At 53.9% G+C, this 19,604-nt stretch carries 14 protein-coding genes, 3 pseudogenes and 1 riboswitch; of the genes and pseudogenes, 6 read left to right on the top strand and 11 right to left on the bottom strand.

Translation table 11 applies throughout. The annotated features are described in order from the left end of the window. Positions 1–145 precede the first annotated feature (145 nt). A pseudogene (locus G6L01_RS24590) lies at positions 146–279 on the bottom strand (IS6 family transposase); the annotation flags it as partial. A gap of 167 nt (positions 280–446) precedes the next feature. After that, a pseudogene (locus tag G6L01_RS24585) lies at positions 447–680 on the bottom strand (NAD(P)-dependent alcohol dehydrogenase); the annotation flags it as partial. A 93-nt stretch (positions 681–773) separates the two neighbouring features. Between G6L01_RS24585 and G6L01_RS24580 the strand changes: the two are divergent. After that, the gene (locus G6L01_RS24580; RefSeq protein WP_234891855.1) at positions 774–1,202 is read left to right on the top strand and encodes a hypothetical protein; all 429 of its coding nucleotides are present in this window, start codon (positions 774–776) and stop codon (positions 1,200–1,202) included. Positions 1,203–1,298: 96 nt separating this feature from the next. On the opposite strand, the gene G6L01_RS24575 is transcribed toward G6L01_RS24580, so the two are convergent. The 3 genes from G6L01_RS24575 to G6L01_RS24565 all read right to left on the bottom strand — a co-directional run bounded on the left by G6L01_RS24575 (position 1,299) and on the right by G6L01_RS24565 (position 6,586). Further along, positions 1,299–2,888 carry an AfsR/SARP family transcriptional regulator gene (locus G6L01_RS24575; protein ID WP_060717725.1) on the bottom strand — a complete coding sequence of 530 codons (1,590 nt, stop codon included), beginning with the start codon at positions 2,886–2,888 and terminating at the stop codon, positions 1,299–1,301. Positions 2,889–2,932: 44 nt separating this feature from the next. Next, the gene (locus G6L01_RS24570; protein WP_234892410.1) at positions 2,933–4,471 is read right to left on the bottom strand and encodes a hypothetical protein; all 1,539 of its coding nucleotides are present in this window, start codon (positions 4,469–4,471) and stop codon (positions 2,933–2,935) included. A 171-nt stretch (positions 4,472–4,642) separates the two neighbouring features. Continuing rightward, complete coding sequence (locus G6L01_RS24565; RefSeq protein ID WP_060717727.1) at positions 4,643–6,586, bottom strand: putative bifunctional diguanylate cyclase/phosphodiesterase; 1,944 nt, start codon at positions 6,584–6,586, stop codon at positions 4,643–4,645. Between the two features lie 546 nt (positions 6,587–7,132). Here G6L01_RS24565 and G6L01_RS24560 point away from each other — a divergent pair. Further along, positions 7,133–7,603 (top strand): annotated as a pseudogene (locus G6L01_RS24560) (nucleotidyltransferase family protein). A 132-nt stretch (positions 7,604–7,735) separates the two neighbouring features. Next, entirely contained in the window at positions 7,736–8,950 is a 1,215-nt protein-coding gene (locus G6L01_RS24555) for an MFS transporter (protein WP_060717728.1), read from the top strand. Between the two features lie 285 nt (positions 8,951–9,235). On the opposite strand, the gene G6L01_RS24550 is transcribed toward G6L01_RS24555, so the two are convergent. The 6 genes from G6L01_RS24550 to G6L01_RS24525 all read right to left on the bottom strand — a co-directional run bounded on the left by G6L01_RS24550 (position 9,236) and on the right by G6L01_RS24525 (position 15,741). Next, positions 9,236–10,663 carry a gamma-aminobutyraldehyde dehydrogenase gene (locus G6L01_RS24550; RefSeq protein ID WP_060717729.1) on the bottom strand — a complete coding sequence of 476 codons (1,428 nt, stop codon included), beginning with the start codon at positions 10,661–10,663 and terminating at the stop codon, positions 9,236–9,238. Positions 10,664–10,688: 25 nt separating this feature from the next. After that, positions 10,689–11,504, bottom strand: coding sequence for an ABC transporter permease (locus G6L01_RS24545; protein ID WP_060717730.1), 816 nt, complete (start codon positions 11,502–11,504; stop codon positions 10,689–10,691). Then, positions 11,494–12,426 carry an ABC transporter permease gene (locus G6L01_RS24540; protein WP_060717731.1) on the bottom strand — a complete coding sequence of 311 codons (933 nt, stop codon included), beginning with the start codon at positions 12,424–12,426 and terminating at the stop codon, positions 11,494–11,496. The genes G6L01_RS24545 and G6L01_RS24540 overlap by 11 nt, the downstream gene beginning before the upstream one ends. After that, a complete protein-coding gene (locus G6L01_RS24535; protein ID WP_060717732.1) occupies positions 12,423–13,424 on the bottom strand; it encodes an ABC transporter ATP-binding protein in 1,002 nt (333 codons plus the stop codon). The genes G6L01_RS24540 and G6L01_RS24535 overlap by 4 nt, the downstream gene beginning before the upstream one ends. Before the next feature lie 146 nt (positions 13,425–13,570). After that, positions 13,571–14,728: an ABC transporter substrate-binding protein gene (locus G6L01_RS24530; RefSeq protein WP_060717733.1), complete on the bottom strand. Its 1,158-nt coding sequence runs from the start codon at positions 14,726–14,728 to the stop codon at positions 13,571–13,573. A gap of 104 nt (positions 14,729–14,832) precedes the next feature. Continuing rightward, entirely contained in the window at positions 14,833–15,741 is a 909-nt protein-coding gene (locus G6L01_RS24525) for a LysR family transcriptional regulator (protein WP_060717734.1), read from the bottom strand. A 598-nt stretch (positions 15,742–16,339) separates the two neighbouring features. Next, positions 16,340–16,567: riboswitch (cobalamin riboswitch) on the top strand. A 263-nt stretch (positions 16,568–16,830) separates the two neighbouring features. On the opposite strand from G6L01_RS24525, the gene nrdH reads away from it, so the two are divergent. Genes nrdH through nrdE form a run of 3 tightly spaced genes read left to right on the top strand, consistent with a single transcriptional unit; the run spans position 16,831 to position 19,602 of the window. After that, positions 16,831–17,052, top strand: coding sequence for a glutaredoxin-like protein NrdH (nrdH, locus tag G6L01_RS24520; RefSeq protein ID WP_060717765.1), 222 nt, complete (start codon positions 16,831–16,833; stop codon positions 17,050–17,052). 10 nt (positions 17,053–17,062) lie between these two features. Next, positions 17,063–17,479, top strand: a complete 417-nt coding sequence (nrdI, locus tag G6L01_RS24515) for a class Ib ribonucleoside-diphosphate reductase assembly flavoprotein NrdI (RefSeq protein WP_060717735.1) — start codon at positions 17,063–17,065, stop codon at positions 17,477–17,479. A 41-nt stretch (positions 17,480–17,520) separates the two neighbouring features. Beyond that, on the top strand, positions 17,521–19,602 hold the full coding sequence (gene nrdE, locus G6L01_RS24510; protein ID WP_234614213.1) for a class 1b ribonucleoside-diphosphate reductase subunit alpha: 2,082 nt from the start codon (positions 17,521–17,523) through the stop codon (positions 19,600–19,602). The last annotated feature ends 2 nt before the right edge of the window (positions 19,603–19,604 follow it).

The raw sequence follows: 19,604 nt of genomic DNA, 5'->3' as shown, positions 1-19,604 counted from the left end.
TGTCGAGACCTTGATGGATATTCACTTGTCCAGTTCTGCGGTTGCAATGGGCGGCTGTGGAAAACCCTGAGAGTGATGCTGCTTTGCGTCGACCTGTCTCACATCGCTTTACGCGCCTTTGAAGGCGCAATTCCGGGGGTGTCACACCGCTGGTGATGGCAACCTCATCAAGCTCCAGATATCACCGAGTTTGCCAGCAGATCGCGTCTGGAGATCATTGGCAAAGTGTCTGACGAATGTCTCAGCCCAAAGCCACACAGTTTGATGAGAGATGATGACGCGCTGCCCGCCAGAACGGACTGCGCAATCACCACAAAATCGGACATAATGAAATCGCCACCGCGGTAAGTGAAGTTTCGCACAGACGCTGAATATGAAAAATGCTTATGGAATCGATGCAACACATCCCCCTTTTACATAAATGTCCACAGCGCTGTGAAAGAATATCAAGAACCCGACATGCGCAAGATTGCCTTCAGAGTCACACCGCTTTCACTGTCTTGAACCGCCTGATTGATGTCGGCAAGCGGGTAGAACTTGACCAATTTATCAAACCGGAAACGTCCCTGCCGGTGCAGTTCCACCAGTTGAGGGATAAAGACCTGAGGTACGCTGTCGCCTTCTACAATGCTCCGAATGCTGCGTCCTTTAAGCAAAAGATTGTTGACATCAAACTCCGCATTGCCGAAATTTACGAGGAAAAACTGGCGCAGGTGCGAACTTTTCTGGAAGCCGGATCGGAGAAAGTCCAGGCTAATGGCTGGCAGGCGCAATTGGCAACCCTGATCCGCGAGACATGGGTTTATCAACTTTCCATCGGGCTGGACCGCACCATTGTTGATGCGGCTTATTATTATGAGACCCTGTTTCCCATTGCCCAACAGCATGCAAGGCTGGTTGCGTCGAACTATGCACGGCTGTTGCATCGTCTTGGCTCAACATGGCCGCAGGAACAGCTTTTTGAGCTCGGCATTAGTCTTTACACCCTCGTCAATGCCAATTGGAGTTATTGGCGATTGACAGGTACGGATGATCAAATTGCGATTGAGCGACAGATTGTGTTGACGATCACACTGATCGCGCCGACGCTGACTGGGTCGGAAAGACCTCGTGGCACTGCGTTGGAAGATCGCGCCGACGCGACGTCGCAATGGAACACCTTGCAGGGATCAGAGTCAGGTGGAGATAACCCGACTGCATAATTCCTTAAATCGGATTGAAAACGCGGACGTCAATCTTTGCCGCCAGCCGCTGCACCGGCGATAACGCTATCTCTGCTGCGGTGAGGGCTGCGATGACTAGCTGGCAATGGCTTCGATCAGCCGAAGCCTTCGCATGGTGGTGACCGGATAATCGTTGTCGAGAAAGCGGCTCGGCACGAAGTCAGGCTCGAACTGCTGCAATCGGGAGATGGCACGTTCCATTTGTTTGATCATGTTCATTTGTTTATACAGCGCGACCAAATACCTTAGAGGTGCTCGAAATGCGGGACGCAGAATAAGCGCAGCTTCTGCGTGACCTATGGCTGTTGCATATTCGCCCAACGCGGCGGCGGACATACAGCAAAAGAATTCGACAAAGGCCCTGTGCTCGCCTCCGCCTGTTAATGCAAGTGCGCTTAAAGCCGATCCTCGGCTATCCCTGAGCTTGTCGAGAACCAGTTCTGTATTGGATAAAATCGCCAAGTTGACTGCGTTCGACGGATCGAGGCTGACAGCGCGTTCAGCAAGCCGTAACGAACCACGGCTTGAACCGCCTCCAAGATATTCGAGATGGGCCCCGATGCCCAGAATACTGGCGCTGCCGACGTCCTGGCGCAATGCTTCCTGAACCAAATCTGCCGATGTGACCTTGTCGTCCAGGAATGTGCTGCTGCAGTGCTGGAATTGAGCCATGTTACGCAGGAATGCTCGCCATGCCAGATATTGCGGCCGCGGATCGCGATCATAGGCATAGCGCAAATTTACGTCTGCATCTCTTAAACTTTGCCGATCAAATCGGAAGATCAAGGCCCGCGCATGATTGGCGAGCATGGCTCCAGAATGTGAGATTCCAAGCTGATCCTTCCGCTCCCGCAACGTCGAAAGAATGGCTTGGACAAGAATCCCGGATTCGTGATGTAGCAAGTCAGTGTGTGATGCCGATATTTGAGTGGTTCGCGACCAATAGAGCTGTCCAGTCCCTGCATGGCTGATGGCAAAAACCACATGGCTGTCTGGACCCAAAGTTACGGTCCGCACTGCGACACTGATGCCTTTGACAGGCAAGGGAGGGAGCGTGCCAGTGATGGCAGTGTGACGGGGAAAGATTTCAAAATCGTCTAAATCATGGAGCGACGCCGTGGTCAGCGTCATCAGCCGACTTGATGTCAATTCACTCGCAAGCTGGTTATCGGATAGGAATTGGAAAAAAATTGCGGGTTTGGGGGAGGTATGACTGCGTAGGACATGGGGCGGACTGATCCGCGCCTTGTCTGCAAGAGACGCTCGTAAGTTCCGAATCCAGTCTGCGAACTCAGTGTCACGAATGTCGAGGTCGGCAAATGCGTCCTGCTCATTCGTCCAGTTACCGGAGGTGGGCATGAGCTGGTATTTTATCTTAAAGCGGGTTGGATCGAGTGCCACCTTTTCCCGATCCGCTTGCAATACGGTGTGATAGGGGCCAAACGCCCGTCGTATGTCGACGAGCGTCTGGCGAAGGCTATCCGATCTTCTCTTGGAATCCCGATCGCTCCAAAGTTTGTCCCGCAGCCAGATCCGGTTGCACGAATAGCCTTTTGACATGGCAAGTAATGCCAATATACCGCGTGCCTTTGATCCTCTCGGGCTGCGGTCACACCCATGAGAGTCGACAATCAGAAAGCGGCCAAAGATGTTTAACGACAACATGCGCAGCTCCTGAAGACGGGATATAGTTAGATTATCATATTGGATCAGCGAAGGAAAAGCTTGCCGGTCGGATCGTTTCCAGGTTTTTCAGTGCCGGGAGCAGTAATGTCAACGGGCACCGTGGTGATTGTGTTGCCAGGTTTGAAGGGGTAGGGCGGGACATCCGAGGTGGATGCGGCATGGTCAGGAAAATCGGTCTTCACCCAATTGCGGAATGCAGCAATCCCTTTTGAAACCTGCAAAACATAATCAAGCGATTGCGTGTCCGGCACGGGTGAATTGGACCCAATGTTTCTGAAATAGGCGGCGACGGCTGAGTCATTGTATGGATCAGTGGGAGCATCTGGCAACAGTTCCGCCGCTTGCGCCGCTTCAGGGCTGTCAGGCAAGACTGCGGTCCCCCAGTCAAGCGCGCGCTGATGGCATGTAATGCAGGCGGACATTGGGTTGTCGACCGGGCCATTGGCGCGCCCGAAAAGGCCGAGATGCTGTCTCGGGAGGGGATAAAACATAGTTGCGACCGCAGGATTGACCCAGCTTTCGGTCGGCGACATGGCTTGCTCGAGATAGGCTGTTGCATTCAACGCGGGATCGCTTCCCCAGATCAGACCGACCGGAACAAGGCGTTGATAAGGCGTATCACCGGGCTGCATGGCATTATAGACGAAAGTCCCGAAGAACCAGCCGTTGGGCGAACGCTTGTCCTTGATCGAGAGATCAAATTGCAGAAGCCGCATCGTCATGGTGCTGCCGTCCTTTTCTCCGGCAACGTCCCACTCCTTTGACCCTGCAAGATAAGGAACGCTGGAAGGTGTCGCTGAGGTGAACAGCATTTTGGCGGCAACGGCGCCCTCCGCGAATGCAAAATCAAGGGTTTTGGGAAAGGCCGGATCGGCCCAGATCTGACCAAGACCGTAACAGGCCACATCATTGTAGATCCCGACAGCGAAAGTACGCTCCCAATTCGTTTGCAGAGCATGCAGCTCCTTGGGGCGAGACCATCGTTCGGTGGTCATGCCGTGCAGTGGCTCCCTCAACATGAAGAACCATGGCGCATCGCACCATTCCTCGACCTTGTTGTCTTGAACGCGCCAATCGATATCAGGACGGGCGTTCACTTTGGTAACGTAATTCAAGACGGCCTGCATGTAGTCAGCGGGGTTCTTGAAGGGATCAATCGTCAACCAGGGCAACTTGCTGGTATCGGGCAAGGTCTTTGGAAAATCGTAGTGGATCTGGAACTTGCGATCCGTCTCGTGACCTTTCAGGGGCAGGCTACTGGAGCAGTCGAAGTTGGCTTTGGCTGCTGCTGCGAAACTGTTGTCGATGGGGGCGGGACAATCGGCAAGAGCAGCTGAAATAGGCAAAAGAAAAATTGCTAAACAAAAAAGAACAGTTTTCATCATGGCTCCCAGCTCGGTGATGTTAAGCCGATGTAAAGCCAAGAGTCTGGGATTGTAAATATACAACCTGACTCGTGCTTTATGTTTATTTTTTAGTTTATCCAGGTGTGTTAACGGATGATGATGCCCAGTTAATCCTGGCGCACGCGCATCCCGCATGGTCAGCGGCATGAATGCCATCAGCGAACCGGGAAGTTCCGCTACATTGCGTGACGACGGCAGGCGGGAAAGTAACCGCTCTATGGCCTGACCGACAGACAATTTAAGGAAATATATCAGCGTTCAGTCAGCGACGTCAGAATGGCTCAAAGTATCAACGCTGGTAAATCGAAAATTCAACACAGCGGAAGCCTACACAGCACCGGTATTCGTAGATCGAGCAACGAACTCAGCCACATCTGACTCAAGCAGTGGCGGAGAACAGATATAACCTTGAACGAGGATGCCACCGAGTTTTTGTAGAGCCGCCAATTCGTCGTGTGTCTCTATACCTTCAACAACACACTCCAATCCCATATCCTGGCTGAGAGCGAGCACGGATTTGACAATTTTATAACTTGCAGGTGTCTTGTCCAGACCTACGACAAAGCTGCGATCAATCTTGATCTTGGTGAGTGGAAGAGAGTGCAGCCGTGTGAGGCTCGAATAACCAATACCAAAATCGTCAAGAGAAATTCCGCAGCCGAGTAGGCGCAACATTTCAATAGACCGCTTCACCTGGGCAAAATCATGTGTGAATGCTGTTTCGGTAATTTCAAAATCAATTCGGCCAGCATCAAATTTTCCACTTTCGATGATGTCGATCAAGAGCGCAGCACTTTCGCTCGAGTTAAGGTCGTAAGCAGAAAGATTGAATGATAGCCGCAGATCGCTATCCCATTGGCTGGCCGCATCGAGGGCCTTTCTGAGAAGTGGTCTTGTTAAAAGACCGACAATTCCAGCCCGCTCCGCAATAGGAAAAAACTCGGCTGGCGATACTTGGCCTAAAGTTGGGCTTTCCCACCGGGCCAGTGCCTCAAAGCCAACGGGCTTGCGCCGTCTGATATCAATGATGGGCTGATAGAGGATAGACATTTCTTGCGATATGTCAGCTTGCTTGAGTGTTTGTTCGATGCTGGCGTTAATATTGATTTGTCTTTCATGGCACGCGTTAAACAATACCGCACTCCCACGTCGAGTATTCTTTGCGTGATAGAGGGCGTAGTCAGCCTGATCAAACAATCTCTCTGGCGTCGATGTAAGATCCGGATAGAATGAAATGCCAATTGATGCAGAAACCTGAACGGTGGCCTCCGCCATATAAAAAGGGTGATGAAGCCTCTCGCTCAGTGCATTGAAGGCGCTTAAGAACTGTTCATCGTCTAGAGAGTTCGTCGCAATAATAGCAAATTCGTCACCACCCAGCCGGAAGACTTCGTGGCCCTCAGGAAGAGCCAGGAGACGCTTTGCCACTTCAACCAGAAGCCGATCACCTGTCGAATGGCCGTAAAGGTCGTTAATTGGTTTGAACCCGTCGAGGTCGATAATGCCAAGGGCTACTCTGGAACCAACGGCGCTCGCGTTCCTCAGCTCGACTTCAAGATACGAAAAAAACGCTCGTCGGTTTGGTAGCTCGGTTAGGCTATCGACGTGGGCCAGTCGCAAATTTTCGTTGCTCAATGCTTCTGCCCTATGTTTTGATAGGACCATCTGCTCGAAATTGCGGTAATTCTTGAGCAAAACCGATATAATACCTGCGCAAACCAACATGACATTGACCGCAACGGCTATGGAAATAATCTTATACAGTGGAATGAAAAATATTAGAAATGATATACTGACAATTATAGTGACAATGACTGCTGCCGACCGGAGATACATCAGGCAGAAAATGCACGACATCACAGTAATTGCCATGTAGAAAGAGACGTAAGATCGCTCGTATTCATCTCCATAAGGTAACAACATGTAACACCAAACGGCAAAAGCGATCGCAATTACAATAGAAAGACGATTTGTGAAGATCATTGCGGCATGTGCCATTTCAGCTGTCGGATTGACACTGCGGTTTCGCAACCAGAATACCATTCGTAGGCCGCCCAGACACGTAAATAGGAGCGGTATGCCGACGGTAAGAGACAAGGGTGAGGAATGGAAATGTGTGATGGCCAGCGCCCAGCTGCTGCTTAACAAGATGAAATACATCATCGGCATTTGGCTTGAAAAGGCGCGATATTGGGCTTTTAGCAAATCGGGATTATCAGATCGGACAGTCAGCAATTCACGAACGAGTTTAGAGAATTTGAAAACCGGCATCGTTTAATCCAGGATTAGGGTTCAGCCTGCCGTTATAATTATATATTACTTATATAATGATAAAAAAGTTCGATCAAAAAAGAATCGTCGGCGGCGTTGATAAATTAGCCCGACCCTTTGAGTTTTCATGCAACGCGGCTGAACTCTTAATGGCCAGGTTCAGTCATCCGGTTGCGAGCACGGACGCCGACATTTGCTTCAGCTCTGACTACCCAGAGTCATAGAATCCCCGCAATGGCGCAGTGGAAGGCTATGACCGACGCGGTGGCTTGATTTCAACTGCAAGCCCTTCGCTTGGCTTATTCAAGCAATGTGACATTGCCCTTCCGCGAGAAGCAGCAATTGTGCGCTCTCTGTTCCAGAAAGATGTGCCATGGCAGAATCTAGCGCGGCGACGTGCTATTTGGAATCAGCCAAGCCGTTCGAAGGAAGATTTATGTGAGCGACGAACTGCACCTGGAATTACAAGAGATCGTCTCCAAGAGCCCACTGCTTTCTTCAGTTCTTAGCAACTGGGATGAGATTGCCCTGCCTGATTCCTAGCTTGTGGCCGGTGCTATCGCCCAAACGGTTTGGAACCACATTTTTGGTTTCCCGCCCGCTTATGGCATCCAAGACATCGATATCGTTTATTTCGATCCCGATGATCTTTAAGAGGTCTCGGAAGCCGAACACTCGGCCCGTATCCGATCAGCATTCTCGGGGTTGCCAGTCTGGATAGATGTGAAAAACCAAGCCAGAGTACACTCTTGGTACGAAGCCAAGTTCGGATATTCGATTAATCCGTATACTTCAACAGCCGAAGCCATAACCACTTTTCCGACAGCGGCGGCGGCCGTGGGCCTGCGACCTGCCCATACTAGCCTGGAGTTGTGCGCTCCCTATGGACTTTCCGACCTGTTTGGTGCTGTCGTCCGCCCAAACAAAAAGCAGATTACATGCGAAATATACGAAAAGAAGATCGATCGCTGGATCAAAATGTGGCCCAAGCTCACAATTGTCGGCTGGGATCAATAATTGTGGCAAGCAGAGTTTTTAGATGGTCTGCCTGACGTCGTCAGCATTGATCCGACACACTCGAACACAGCTGTCATCTACTTGATATGTGAAGTCTGCTAATCAGCAATTTTAATTGTTATTGGCAGGCCTATGCGCTTCCTAGGACCCGACAGGAAAATCATCAGTGTCCTCTTCGTCCTTGCCGTGACGCAGGTGATAGGGTGGGGTACGGTCAGCCTTCCCGCGATCATCGGCCAGCAGGTTGCCGCCGGTCTTGGTATGAGCATCGAGGCGGCCTTCGCTGGCAGTTCAGTCCTGTATGTCGTCATGGGCCTATGGGCTCCGGTGTTGGCGAAGGGATTTATGCGGTTCGGCGCCCGCCGCGTGATGATGGCCGGGGCTGTTCTCGCTGCGGCCGGCTTTGTGCTGCTTTCCGTTTCAACAGGGCCAGTGCTCTATTTCGCGGCCTGGGTCATTCTGGGTACAGCCGGCAGCGCCACACTGACCACAGCGGCCTATATCATGCTCAATGAGATCGCCGGACGGAAGGCCAAGAGCGCCATCGGCGCACTCATGCTGGTAACGGGGCTGTCTAGTAGCATCTTCTGGCCGACGACCGCATTTCTTTCGGCAGCAGTGGGCTGGCGTGGCACCTGCCTCGTCTATGCAGCAATGATGGTGCTGGTATGCCTGCCGTTTTATGTCTTCGGCTTGCCGCGCCGGGCATATCGGGGGGAGGCGACGAGCCCGTCAGCGCCGGCGACCGGGCCGACAACGATCGCACGCAAAGGCACTTTCGCTCTCATAGTAACAGCCATCGCCCTCAATGCCTTCGTTACCTTCGGGTTTTCTGCCGTACTGATCGAACTCTTGCAGGCTGAGGGATTACCAAAGTCCCAAGCGATTGCCTTCGGCTCGATGCTGGGGGTCATTCAGGTGTGTGCTCGCGGATTGGATTTCGTGGGTGGCGGTCGATGGGATGGGATAACCACCGGCCTGGTCGCCGGTATTTGTCTGCCTGTCGCAATGCTGCTGCTCATCGTAGGCGATGGCATCTATTGGACAGTCCCTGGCTTCATCCTGATTTACGGCCTGGGCAGCGGCGCGCTGGCGGTGTCTCGGGCCACCATCCCTTTGTTATTCTACGACAAGGCCGAATTTGCCAAAGCAACGTCGCGCATCGCACTGCCGCTCAATCTAATTTCGGCCGCATCGCCTCCGATCTTTATCAGTTTGCTGACACAGTTTGGCAGTCATGTCCTCCTTGGTCTCGCCTCACTATGCTCATGCGGCGCGCTTCTGAACCTGTTTTTGCTCAGCCGCCGCCGACCATCGGTCGAGGCAATCGTGTTGCAGAACGCCTGACTTTACCTGTAAAATTTCTGCGCGTGTGGGGTGTTCATCGGCATTGATCGTGCTCCCCACCTGATCTCCATTTTATCTCAGTAGAGCAGGGCCTTACGGGACCAGTCATAGGGGTAGCCTCCGACGCTGCTTCACACGTACAACCTCGTCAGACTGGCGAAGCCGCGATATAGGCCGCCTGACACCAACGCCCTAGCGCCAACATCTATGTTCTCGAAGCCCTTGTGCAAAGCCGCGGGAATAAAAGGGCCGCGTTGAAATTGATCCGCAAAGAAACCAACTCGATCACCCGTGATTGATCATAACATGTCGGACGACGGTGTAATCTTCGAGCGCATATTGGGAGAGATCCTTGCCATAGCCGGATTGCTTCAATCCGCCGTGTGGCATCTCGTTGCATAGCATGAAATGGGTGTTGATCCAGGTACAGCCATACCGCAGGCTGGCGGCTGCATTCATCGCTTTCGATATGTCCTTGGTCCAGACAGAAGAGGCCAGGCCATAATCGGAATCATTGGCCCAGCCAATAACATCATCGTCAGCACCGAACGGTGTCACAGACACGACCGGACCGAAGACTTCGCGGCGGACAATTTCGTCAGATTGCAAGGCACCTGCCACAACAGTTGGCTGATAATAGAAGCCGCCGCCTTCCGGCGTTGCGCCGCCTGCGGTGACTTCGATATGGCCGATTTCTGCTGCGCGTTGCACGAAGCTTGCCACCCGGTCGCGCTGGCGCAATGAAATCAGCGGGCCGATTTCGTTCATCGTGTCATCGGCTTCTCCAAAGCGGATCGTGGAGACTGCGGCGCTGAGATCGGCCACGAATTTTGCGTAGATGCTCTTTTCGGCATAGATCCGGCATGCGGCCGTGCAATCCTGTCCGGCATTGTAATAGCCGAAGGCCTTGATACCTGCGACGACGGCGTCGATGTCAGCATCGCCATAGACGATGACTGGAGCCTTGCCGCCCAATTCCAGATGCGAGCGTTTGACGGTCTTGGCGGCGGCCTGGAGGATCTTTTTGCCGGTGGCGATATCGCCGGTGATTGAGATCATGTTGATCGCCGGATGATTGATCAGTGTGTTACCAACCGTATCCCCGCGCCCGAGAATGACGTTAACGACGCCTTCAGGCAGGATTTCGGAAAGCAGTTTTGCCATTTTGAGCGCGGTCAGCGGTGTTTGCTCTGAAGGCTTGAAAACAACTGTGTTGCCGCCGGCAATGGCCGGTGCAAGCTTCCAGGCCATCATCATCAAGGGATAGTTCCAGGGCGCGATGGAGCCGATAATGCCGACGGGATCACGCCGGATCATCGAGGTCATGCCCGGCAGATATTGGCCGGCAATGACACCTTGCATATTGCGCACGGCACCGGCGAAATAACGGTAACAATCGACGATGGCCGGAATTTCATCATTACGCACAGCGTTAATAGGCTTACCGCAGTTGAGCGCTTCCAAGGCTGCAAAGGCATCCGCCTCAGCCTCGATACGGTCGGCGATCTGCAACAGATAGACCGAACGCTCTGCCGGTGTCGTCTTCGACCAGCCCTGGAAAGCCCTGTCAGCAGCGGCAACCGCCGCATCGACTTGCGCCTGCGAGGCCTCGGGTATTTCCGTGATCAGTTCACCGGTCCTGGGGTTGAGGATCCGCTCGTCCTGGCCTTCACCGGAAACAAGTTTCGAGCCGATAAGCATTGATTTTTCCATGACAAGGGTCCTTGTTTTCTTTGAATTATTTATCGGAGCCACAGGTTTCTTCACCGCTGCGCGTCAACATATAGGCACCCAGGATCGGCAGAAAGGTCACCAGCACCACAATCATTGCGACAACATTGGTGACGGGCCGTTCGTGCGGACGGATCAGTTCTTCCAGCATCCAGATTGGCAGAGTCTGCTGCTGCCCGGCGGTGAATGTCGTGACAATCACCTCGTCGAAGGACAGCGCAAAGGCGAGCATACCGCCGGCCAGAAGCGCCGAGCCGATATTGGGCAACACGACATGGCGGAATGTCGTAAGGCCGTTGGCGCCGAGATCATAAGAGGCTTCGATCAAGGAGGGCGACAGTCGGCGAAAGCGGGCAACGGCATTGTTATAGACCACGACCATGCAGAAAGTCGCATGACCCAGAACAATCGTCCAGAAGGAGAAAGGTATTTCAAACAGGCCGAAAGCAGAGCGAAGCGCAATGCCGGTGACAATGCCGGGAAGGGCGATCGGCAAGATGACCAACAGTGTGATCGCCTCCCGGCCGAAAAACTTCGTTCTGGCCACGGCTGCGGCGCAAAGCGTGCCGAGCACCAGCGCAACCAGCGTGGCAACAGAGGCAACCTGCACGGAAAGACCAAGCGCTTTCCAGACATCGCTACGTTCCCAGGCAGCATAAAGCCAGCGCGTTGTCAGGCCCGGCGGCGGCCACTGGAAGCTTTTGTCTTCCGTTGTGAAGGCATAGACGAAGATCAGCAGGATCGGCAGATGCAGGAATAGCAGGCCGCCAATTGCGGCAAGTTTCAAGCTGAAGGGTGCGGAATTGGTTTTATCAGAGCGCATCGAACGCCCCCTGTTTTTTGGCAAGCCAGAGATAGATGCCCATGATGACAACCGGCACCACGGAAAAGGCGGCGGCAAGCGGCACGTTTCCGGCAGTTCCCTGCTGAATATAGACTGTTTGGCCGATGAAGAGCCGCGAGGTGCCAATGATGCCGGGGATGATGTAGTCGCCCAGCGTCAGCGAAAAGGTGAAAATCGATCCCGCTGCAACACCTGGCATTGCCAAGGGCAAAAGCACGTGCCGGAAGGTTTGACCGGGGGAAGCACCCAGATCATGCGAGGCTTCGATCAGGTTTGCGGGCACCCGCTCCAACGCAGCCTGAACCGGCAAGATCATATAGGGAAGCCAGATATAAAGGAAAACCAAGAACGTTCCTGTTGCGCTCACCGAAAGCGAATTGCCGCCGATGTTGGGAATTGCCAGATAGGCGTCCAGCAAGGGCGTCAGATGCAGCTTGTCGGCGACCCAGTTGATGATGCCTTCTTTCGACAGGATCATTTTCCAGGCGTAGATCTTCACCAGATAGCTCGACCAGAGCGGCAGCATCACACCAAGATAAAACACCGCCTTCCAGCGTCCTTTCGCATAACGCGCCGCATAATAGGCAATAGGAAAGGCAAGAATGGCAGCGGCAACCGTCACCAAAGCCGCCATGACAACCGTGCGGCGGATGATATCGATATTGGAGCCGCTCAACAGCTGGGCATAGGTGGACAGTGTCAGCTGATATTTGATCAGGCCGCTGTAATCATCAATCGAAAAGAAACTCTGCAGCAAGAGCGCCAGAAGCGAACCGACGTAGACAACGCCGAGCCACAGGAGCGGTGGTGCCAGCATCAGAATGACCAGCAGTTTTGGCTTTCGCCAGAATGTCGCGCAAACGCGGCCAATCAGGCCTTCATTAGAGAGAGCGCCCGTCATGCCGCATCTTCCAACATGTTGAGTGATGCGCGGTCAAAGCAAAGCGAAACATCACTTCCCGGTGGCGGCACATCCTGTCCGATTGGCAGGTTTGCATGCAACTGCAGACCGCCTGCATTGACGATGATGCGCTTGAATGCGCCGAGAAAACTGCTGGAGCCAAGTTGGCCCGAGACTTTAAGAACATCGTGTGCGTTCCCACCGATGCTGATCTGTTCGGGACGAATGCTCGACCAGGCTCTCTTGCCTGTCAGCTTGGCTGTCAGGTCTGGCGGCAGGATATTGGATGAGCCTACGAAGTCGGCGACAAATTTCGTTCGCGGATTTTGATAGATCATCTCCGGACTTCCGGCCTGAACGATTTTCCCGTTGCTGAACACGGCGACTCGATCCGCCATGGATAGCGCCTCGCCCTGATCGTGGGTGACGAAGATGAAGGTAATGCCGAGCGCCTTTTGCAGGCTTTTCAATTCTTCCTGCATGGCTTCACGCAATTTCAGATCAAGTGCGCCAAGCGGCTCGTCCAACAGCAACACTTTTGGCTTGTTGACGAGAGCACGAGCCAGCGCCACGCGCTGCCGTTGACCGCCGGAGAGCTGGCCGGTCTTGCGCGCGCCGTAGCCACCAAGCTTTACCAGGTCTAGCGCTTCTTCTGCGGCTTTCAGCCTTTCCTTCTTGCCAACGCCCTTGACCATCAGGCCGTAAGCGACATTGTCGAGAATGCTCATATGCGGAAAGAGCGCGTAATCCTGAAAGACCGTATTGACGTTGCGTTTCCAGGGCGGAATGCCGTTGGCATTCTCGTTGAAAATCACGATTTCGCCGGCGGTTGGTTGCTCGAAGCCCGCAACCAGTCGCAGGCAGGTTGTCTTGCCGGAACCGGATGGCCCGAGCATGGCAAAGAATTCGCCCTCGGCGATTTCCAGATCGACATTATCGACGGCCCGGACGCTGCCGAAATGCCGTGAAACCGCGCGCAAGATGACTGCCGGGGGCATATGTGATCTCCGATAATACTAAAAGCACTGCAAGCATTCAGACATGCAGCATCCCACACCCACCTCGGGGCGCCATGTCAGGTCTCGTTATGAAATGGCACCCGAAGCGAGCAAAGAACGGAGGTTAGCCTCCGAAGTGATGGCTCTTATCCACCCATCACGGCGATATAGTCGCTGACCCAGCGGCTATAGGGAACGCAGGTACCTTCAGCCTTGCATTTCGATACCGGTGTTTTCCAGAAGGAGATCCGGTCGAAATTGGCAAACCCATTGGCCGCACAACCACCTTCAGTCAAAAGTTCGTTGCCCTTGCAAGCTGCGGGAACGGACGGAACCGAGCCGAACCAGGCGGCAACATCGCCTTGCACCTTGGCTGACAGTGAATGCTCGATCCACATATAAGCGCAGTTTGGATGCTTGGCGGCAATGTGCATCATGGTCGTGTCTGCCCAACCGGTTGCGCCTTCCTTCGGGATGGTGGAGCCGATTGGCTGTTTGCCGGCTTGCAGCAAATTGACCTGATAGGGCCAGGAACCGGATGCAACCACGCCCTCGTTTTTGAAATCGTCGGTCTGCACCGTTGCATCGTGCCAATAGCGGCCGATCAGCGCGCGCTGCCCCTTCAGAAGAGTAATGGCCGCGGCATATTGCTCTTCATTGAGTTCATAGGGATCCTTGATACCCAGTTCCGGCTTTGCAGTCTTCAGATAGAGAGCGGCATCGGCAATGTAGATCGGTCCATCATAGGCTTGAACCCGGCCCTTGTTGGACTTGCCATCAGGAAGCGTCATTTCCTTGAAGACCACATCCCAGCTTGCCGGGGCCTTATCGCCAAAAGCCTTGGTGTTATACATCAACACATTAGGCCCCCACTGATAGGGCGCGCCGTAATGAACACCATCAACTGTGTGCCAGGGGGCATTTTGAAGACGGGGGTCGATGGTCGACCAGCTTTTGATCAGGCTTGTATTGATCGGCTGAACCTTGCCGCCAGCCACCAGTCGGAGCGATGCATCGCCGGACGCCGTCACCAGATCGAAACCACCCTGGTTCATCAGGGTCACCATTTCATCTGATGTCGCTGCCGTCTTGACGTTGACCTTGCAACCAGTTTCCTTTTCAAAACCCGTGACCCAATCATAGGCCTTGTCGCTCGCACCACGCTCGATATAGCCAGCCCAGGCGACGATATCGACTTCGCCCTCACCAGGGCCAATCGAGGTCATCATTTCGGCAGCGATAGTATTGGTGCAAAAAGAAAGCGCGGCAATCAGCGCGGTCGATGCTTTCAGAAGGCTCTTCATGTTGGTTCCCCTTTTTGAACTTTCTGGAACAGAGAAAGGCAAAAAAAGGCTGCGTTCGCAATTTCTTTATACAGAATTCCGGTTTCGGAAATTCCGATATCGGATTATCGATCCCTGAAGGCTCTCGCCGTTTCGGCAACACGCAGAAACTCGCGGGCGGCTGGCGGTAATGTAGAACCGCGCCGCCAGACAAGCCCCACCTGCACAACAGGTAACGCGCCTGAAACATCGCGGCTCTCAATGCGATCGCCTTCCAGCGACCATGGCCGGTAGACCAGATCGGGCAGCAGAGCGATGCCGGCACCCGTTGCGACCAGACTGCGAACGGCCTCCACGGAGCGGGTGCGGAAGGCAACATGCGGCTTTGCGCCAAGCGCATAGAGCAGCTTGGCCGTATTTTCCTCGATTTCGTCAATCGTCAGCATAATCAATGGTTCCTTGGCGATATCGCTGACGGAAATGATATCGGCGACCCCCAATGGATGACCAATGGGAAGCCAGAGACGATAGGGCGACGTCTCGATGATTTCGGCCTGCAATGCCATACGGTCGCGGAGATTAGACATGGTCATGACGGCAAGATCGAGTTCGCCCCCAATCAACAGATGCTCCAGATAGCTGCTGCTATCCTCCATAGCTGTCACATCGACGGCAGGACATGCCCGACGATAACGGCGCAAAAGCTCCGACAACACATAACCGGCAACCAGCGATGTCACGCCAAGGTTCAACTGGCCGGTCATGGCATCGTCCTTGATCGCCAGCGAGCGCCTTGCGTCGGAAACAGAGGCCAGAATGTTGGTCGCGTGTCGGAGAAACTGGTGGCCGTTATGGGTGATGGCCAGTCCGCGTGGATGGCGATCAAACATCGATACGCCAAGATCAGACTCCAGATCTTTGATCGCTTCGGTAATAGAGGATTGCGAGATCGACATGGCCTGGGCCGCACCCGAGACCGTCCCCTTTTCAGCGACCGCGACGAAATATTGCAATTGTCTCAGGGTAAACGCCAAAAATATGCGCCTTCTTGGTCAGAATAAACTCAAACCGCATGATGGGTCAATTTGCGCCAATATCCAATAGTGCCGATTTTTGTCTATCAAGTACGGCAAGACTCTCTCGCCGCTACCCATTTCAGCATTTGCGCATGCCATCGACAAAGATGTCGAGAAGGCGCAAGGGCATTGCCAAGTTGTTTGTCTTTGGTCGGATTACTGCCGAGCCGGATGAGCACTAATCTCGGCAGAACAGCAGGGGCGTTTATACCGGGAGTAATAGTGTCCGTCGTCGAATGATTTGAGACTTTTTGGGCTACGGCGACGCGCCTTCACCTCACCGCTGATCGCCGAACGGGCGGCGTCACCGGCAAGACGCTGTCACGATCAATCCGTCCCAAATACCGACCTCGCCACGCGATTGCATGATTCTTTAAAACCGGAATGAGTTTAAAGGAAAAATTATGCAACAAATATAGAGAACTACAGCGAACCTTTGTGCGCCTCATATGGCACACGGCGCAGGAGCCGTGAATAGCTTGTCCTCCCCGACATCTTCCTGGGGAGAGCTGTCCCTTTAGATGGCATAAGTGTTGACGAAAATTCAACCTCGTATACCATATGTGGTGTTCGAGGTTCTTTCGATTCTCCATGTGAATCGAAAGCTAAGACGGGAATGCGGTGCGCCGGACCAGGGATGGTCGGGCAATGCCGAAGCTGCCCCCGCAACTGTAAGCGGCGAGCATCTGTCCAGCGAAAGCCACTGAAGCATCATGCTTCGGGAAGGCAAGGATGGATGTAACGACCCGCGAGCCAGGAGACCTGCCTCAAACGAAAACGTCCACGGGCGGGGTGCCCGGCAGGTCGCGTGACGGCAAGCGATAGGATGTCGCTTGCCCGCGTTTCCTTGCCGACAATCCGTCAAAACACTTCGGGGTGAAGGCATGCGTGATTTTTCCTGTAACGGTCCGGCGTTTAAACGAAGACGGTCACTGAACAGCGTCTGAGCCCCTGTCATTCTCCCACTCAATGTCCAGAAACGAGCGTCGGCAACGGCGTCTTCGGAGGCCTTTCTGCGGCCAGAAATCAAAACCCAACGAGGATATGATGACCATCACCGTTTACAGCAAACCTGCCTGCGTCCAGTGCAATGCAACCACCCGCGCGCTCGATCGCCAGGGTCTCGACTACCTTATCGTCGACATTTCCGTCGATGAGGACGCCTATGCCAAGGTTCAAGGTCTTGGCTATCGTCAGGTTCCCGTCGTCATCGCTGGCGATACGCATTGGTCGGGTTTTCGTCCCGACATGATCAACGCACTGGCGTGAGTGTCTGGCGATGGGGCTGATTGTCTATTTTTCCAGTGCGTCGGAAAACACCCATCGCTTTGTCGGCAAGCTTGGTTTGCGCGCGTCACGTATCCCCGTCAGCCCAAGGAGCGGCAATCCGTCGATCACTGAACCTTACGTTCTGATCGTGCCAACCTATTCGGGTGACGATGGCAAAGGGGCCGTTCCAAAACAGGTCATCCGCTTCCTCAACGATGCGGACAACCGCTCTCATCTCCGGGGCGTGATCGCCGCGGGCAATAGTAATTTCGGCGAGACCTTCTGTCTCGCAGGCGACGTGATCTCACAGAAATGTCGGGTGCCGTACCTTTACAGGTTCGAATTGCTCGGCACGGACGAGGATGTCGCCAATGTCAAATATGGGATGGAACGATTTTGGACGTCACAACTTTCGAGCGCCCTTTGAAGGCGGACGAACAGGCGCTGGATTATCACGCGCTGAACGCGATGCTAAACCTCTACGATGAGGATGGTAAAATCCAACTCGATAAGGACGCTCTGGCGGCAAAGCAGTATTTCTTGCAGCACGTCAACCAGAACACCGTCTTCTTCCATAATCTGCGGGAGAAGCTCGATTACCTCGTGGATGAAGGCTACTATGAGCAGGCGGTGTTGGATCAGTATACGTTCAACTTCGTCCGCGATCTTTTCGATCATGCCTATGCGAAGAAGTTTCGCTTCCCGACCTTTCTCGGCGCTTTCAAATATTACACCAGCTACACGCTGAAGACCTTCGACGGAAAGCGCTATCTGGAGCGCTACGAAGACCGTATCTGCATGGTGGCGTTGACGCTGGCGCAGGGCAATGAGGCTTTAGCACGTGACATGGTCGACGAGATTATCTCTGGCCGCTTCCAGCCAGCGACACCTACATTTCTCAATGCCGGCAAGAAGCAACGCGGCGAACTGGTCTCCTGCTTCCTGCTGCGCATGGAAGACAATATGGAAAGCATCGCCCGTGGCATCAACTCGGCACTGCAACTTTCAAAGCGTGGGGGTGGGGTGGCGTTATCCCTGACCAATATTCGCGAGGCAGGCGCACCGATCAAGCAAATCGAGAACCAGTCCTCGGGCGTCATCCCGGTGATGAAGCTGCTGGAGGACAGTTTTTCCTATGCCAATCAGCTCGGTGCGCGCCAGGGGGCAGGGGCTGTCTACCTGAATGCCCATCATCCCGATATCATGCGCTTCCTCGATACCAAGCGTGAAAACGCCGATGAGAAGATCAGGATCAAAACACTGTCGCTCGGTGTGGTGGTTCCAGACATCACCTTTGAATTGGCGAAGAACAACGAGGATATGTATCTGTTCTCACCTTACGACGTGGAACGTGTCTACGGCGTCGCGTTTTCCGAAATCTCGGTCACGGAAAAATACCGCGAGATGGTCGCCGACAGTCGCATTCGCAAGAAGAAGATCAAGGCGCGTGATTTCTTCCAGGTTCTCGCCGAAATCCAGTTCGAGAGCGGCTATCCATACATCATGTTCGAGGACACGGTGAACCGCGCCAACCCGATAGCCGGCCGCATTTCGATGAGCAATCTCTGCTCCGAAATCCTACAGGTGAGCGACGTCAGCACTTACAATGACGACCTGTCCTACAAGACCATGGGTAAGGACATCTCCTGCAATCTCGGGTCCTTGAACATCGCAGCCGTGATGGATTCCTCAGACTTCGGCAAGACCATAGAGACCGCGATCCGGGCGCTGACCGCCGTGTCCGACATGAGCCATATCTCGTCGGTTCCCTCGATCGAGAGAGGCAATAACGATAGCCACGCTATCGGCCTTGGCCAGATGAACCTGCACGGCTATCTCGCACGCGAGCGCATCTTCTACGGATCGGAAGAGGGCATCGATTTCACCAACATTTATTTCTACACCGTGACCTATCACGCCATCCGCGCCTCGAACCGGATTGCCGTCGAACGTGGCAAGAGCTTCAAGGGCTTCGAGAACTCGAAATATGCGTCCGGCGAGTATTTCGACAAGTATACGCAAACCGAATGGCTTCCAGCGACCGGACGCGTCGCAGACCTGTTTCAAACGGCGGGAATCGCGATCCCGACACAGGATGACTGGTTGGCGCTGAAAGAGGCGGTGATGACGTCCGGCCTTTATAACCAGAACCTTCAGGCCGTGCCGCCGACGGGGTCGATCTCCTACATCAACCATTCGACCTCCTCGATCCATCCTATCGTCTCGAAGATCGAGATCCGCAAGGAAGGCAAGATCGGCCGCGTCTACTATCCGGCCGCCTTCATGAGCAATGATAACCTTGATTACTATCAGGACGCCTATGAGATCGGACCCGAAAAGATCATAGACACTTATGCGGCGGCCACCCAGCACGTGGATCAGGGTCTTTCGCTGACGCTGTTCTTCCGTGACACCGCAACGACCCGCGACATCAATCGGGCGCAAATCTACGCCTGGAAGAAGGGCATCAAGACCATCTATTACATTCGCCTTCGCCAGATGGCGCTGACCGGCACGCAAGTGCAGGGCTGCGTATCCTGCGCGCTGTGAGA

This window comes from Agrobacterium vitis, assembly GCF_013337045.2.
Classification (GTDB): domain Bacteria; phylum Pseudomonadota; class Alphaproteobacteria; order Rhizobiales; family Rhizobiaceae; genus Allorhizobium; species Allorhizobium vitis_B.
Note: the sequence above shows the minus strand (reverse complement) of the source record. Positions and strands in the feature narration are given on the sequence as shown.

What these genes read in the sequence shown, in the direction of transcription:
- G6L01_RS24575 (WP_060717725.1), bottom strand. Translation starts at nt 2,888, where the DNA reads ATGTTGTCGTTAAACATCTTTGGCCGCTTTCTGATTGTCGACTCTCAT.
- G6L01_RS24570 (WP_234892410.1), bottom strand. Translation starts at nt 4,471, where the DNA reads ATGGCATTCATGCCGCTGACCATGCGGGATGCGCGTGCGCCAGGATTA.
- G6L01_RS24565 (WP_060717727.1), bottom strand. Translation starts at nt 6,586, where the DNA reads ATGCCGGTTTTCAAATTCTCTAAACTCGTTCGTGAATTGCTGACTGTC.
- G6L01_RS24555 (WP_060717728.1), top strand. Translation starts at nt 7,736, where the DNA reads ATGCGCTTCCTAGGACCCGACAGGAAAATCATCAGTGTCCTCTTCGTC.
- G6L01_RS24550 (WP_060717729.1), bottom strand. Translation starts at nt 10,663, where the DNA reads ATGGAAAAATCAATGCTTATCGGCTCGAAACTTGTTTCCGGTGAAGGC.
- G6L01_RS24545 (WP_060717730.1), bottom strand. Translation starts at nt 11,504, where the DNA reads ATGCGCTCTGATAAAACCAATTCCGCACCCTTCAGCTTGAAACTTGCC.
- G6L01_RS24540 (WP_060717731.1), bottom strand. Translation starts at nt 12,426, where the DNA reads ATGACGGGCGCTCTCTCTAATGAAGGCCTGATTGGCCGCGTTTGCGCG.
- G6L01_RS24535 (WP_060717732.1), bottom strand. Translation starts at nt 13,424, where the DNA reads ATGCCCCCGGCAGTCATCTTGCGCGCGGTTTCACGGCATTTCGGCAGC.
- G6L01_RS24530 (WP_060717733.1), bottom strand. Translation starts at nt 14,728, where the DNA reads ATGAAGAGCCTTCTGAAAGCATCGACCGCGCTGATTGCCGCGCTTTCT.
- nrdH (WP_060717765.1), top strand. Translation starts at nt 16,831, where the DNA reads ATGACCATCACCGTTTACAGCAAACCTGCCTGCGTCCAGTGCAATGCA.
- nrdI (WP_060717735.1), top strand. Translation starts at nt 17,063, where the DNA reads ATGGGGCTGATTGTCTATTTTTCCAGTGCGTCGGAAAACACCCATCGC.
- nrdE (WP_234614213.1), top strand. Translation starts at nt 17,521, where the DNA reads ATGCTAAACCTCTACGATGAGGATGGTAAAATCCAACTCGATAAGGAC.